The organism is Arthrobacter sp. HMWF013, assembly GCF_003061105.1.
Classification (GTDB): Bacteria; Actinomycetota; Actinomycetes; order Actinomycetales; family Micrococcaceae; genus Arthrobacter.
This window is the reverse complement of the sequence record NZ_QAIQ01000177.1, coordinates 1-2,067: the sequence shown is the minus strand read 5'-3', so window position 1 is coordinate 2,067 and position 2,067 is coordinate 1. Positions and strand designations below refer to the sequence as shown.

The 2,067-nt window shown below is 65.8% G+C and carries 1 protein-coding gene and 2 pseudogenes; 2 read left to right on the top strand and 1 reads right to left on the bottom strand.

The features are described from left to right. A pseudogene (locus DBR22_RS07765) lies at positions 1 to 239 on the top strand (amino acid ABC transporter permease); the annotation flags it as partial. Between the two features lie 64 nt (positions 240 to 303). On the opposite strand, the gene dapE reads toward DBR22_RS07765, so the two are convergent. After that, positions 304 to 1,440: a succinyl-diaminopimelate desuccinylase gene (dapE, locus tag DBR22_RS07760; protein WP_108598536.1), complete on the bottom strand. Its 1,137-nt coding sequence runs from the start codon at positions 1,438 to 1,440 to the stop codon at positions 304 to 306. Between the two features lie 50 nt (positions 1,441 to 1,490). Here dapE and DBR22_RS07755 point away from each other — a divergent pair. After that, positions 1,491 to 2,067, top strand: a pseudogene (locus DBR22_RS07755) (2,3,4,5-tetrahydropyridine-2,6-dicarboxylate N-succinyltransferase); the annotation flags it as partial.

Below are 2,067 nucleotides of genomic sequence, written 5' to 3'. Positions count from 1 at the left end.
TCGTGGCCTACGGCGAGCTCCTGCGGGCAGTGCAGGTCATGGCGGACTTCCTGGGGAACGCCTTCCTGTTCCCCATTTTCTTCGTGGCCGCTGCAATCTACATTGCAATCAACATCGTCGTTTCACGGATCGCCGTCTGGATCGAACGCCGTGGTTCAAACAAGGCCGCCGGCGGTGTCGCGAAGGCGCCAACCGCCGTCGTCGCACCTGAACTACCTGAGGTGAAGGAACCCAAGTAAGCCGAACCCCACACGAACAGAAGGATCCGCAGCCTCCAGGCTGCGGATCCTTCTGTTTTCTGCATCAGGCGGTGAGCCAGCTCCGCAGCGCCCGAAGGCATTCCCGGATGGCGTCCGCGTCAACGTGCTCATTGTCCTTATGCGCCAGCAGCGGATCGCCGGGGCCGAAGTTCACCGCGGGGATGCCCAGTTCGCTGAAGCGCGCGACGTCGGTCCAGCCGTATTTCGGTTTGGGCTCAGCTCCGACCGCGGCCACGAAGGAGGCGGCAGCAGGGTGGTTCAGTCCCGGCCGGGCGCCGGCGGCGGCGTCCGTGCGGACCACCTCGAAGCCTTCCAACAGTTCCCGGACGTGCGCCTCTGCCTGGTCCGGGGACTTGTCCGGCGCGAAGCGGTAGTTGATTTCCACCACGCAGCGGTCCGGAATGACGTTGCCGGCTGTGCCGCCATTGATCTTCACGGCATTAAGGCTTTCCCGGTAGTCCAGGCCATCGACGTTGACGGTCCGTGGCTCGTAGGCCGCCAGGCGGGCAAGGATGGGTGCCGCAGCGTGGATGGCATTACTGCCCATCCACGCCCGGGCGGAATGTGCGGCCTCGCCCACGGTGGTGGCCTCGAAGCGGCTGGTGCCGTTGCAGCCACCCTCCACGGTGCCATGGGTCGGCTCAAGGAGGATGGCGAAGTCCCCGTCCAAAAGAAGCCCGTGGTTACGGACCAGGCGGCCCAGACCGCTTTTCACCGCTTCGACTTCCTCATGGTCGTAAAAGACAAAGGTGACGTCCCGCGTTGGCGCGGCCCCGCCGTCGAACATTGTGGCCGCCAGCGCGAGCTGGACTGCGACGCCGCCCTTCATGTCCGTGGCTCCGCGCCCGTACAGGACGCCCTCCCCCGCAGTGCCGGACTCCCACGTTGAAGGCACCGTGCCGCGGGCACCTTCGGTGGTGGGCAGCGGAACCGTGTCCAGATGGCCGGCGAGGATGACCCGTTCCGGCAGCCCGAGTTCGGTGCGCGCGATGATGGAGTCGCCGTCGCGGACGATCTGCAGCCCCGGGATGCTCCGAAGTGCCGCGTCAATCGCATCAGCCAGCTCCGTCTCGTTCCCGGACACACTGTTGATGTCCATCACGGCCGCGGTGAGCAGTGCCACGTCCTGGCGGAGGTCCAATGGCGCGGTAAGGGACTTGGGGGCGGTTTCAGCAGTCACGTTGCCAGTCTAGTTCGAACCGGATGCCCGGCTCTCGCTAGACTGGGGCCATGACTGAGACCGCTACTTCTGCCGTGCCCGAAAACCAGAACACCACCACTGAGGACCGTTCCGCCTACGGCTTTGGCCTGGCAACCATCGCCGCCGACGCCACCATTCTTGACGTCTGGTTTCCCGCGCCGGCCCTGGGGGTAGCGGCCGAAAGGCTTCGTGCTGTGGAAAACGCGGACGAATCCCTGCTCCAGCTTGCCGAAAATGGCGCGGACCCGGATCGCGGAACCGAACAGAAAGTGGTCTTCGCCCAGATCCACCTTGACTCTCCGCCGGCCGACACCGCCGATGCCTACCTCCGGCTGCACCTCCTCTCGCACCGCCTGGTCAAGCCCAACACCATCAACCTGGACGGCGTCTTCGGCAGGCTCCCCAACGTGGTCTGGACCAACTTCGGGCCCGCCGCGGTGGAGGGATTCGAGCTGACCCGTGCCAAGCTGCGCCGTCGCGGCGCAGTCACCGTCTACGGCATCGACAAGTTCCCGCGCATGGTGGATTACGTAGTGCCCTCCGGCGTCCGGATTGCCGACGCTGACCGTGTCCGCCTGGGCGCCCACCTTGCCGAAGGCACCACCG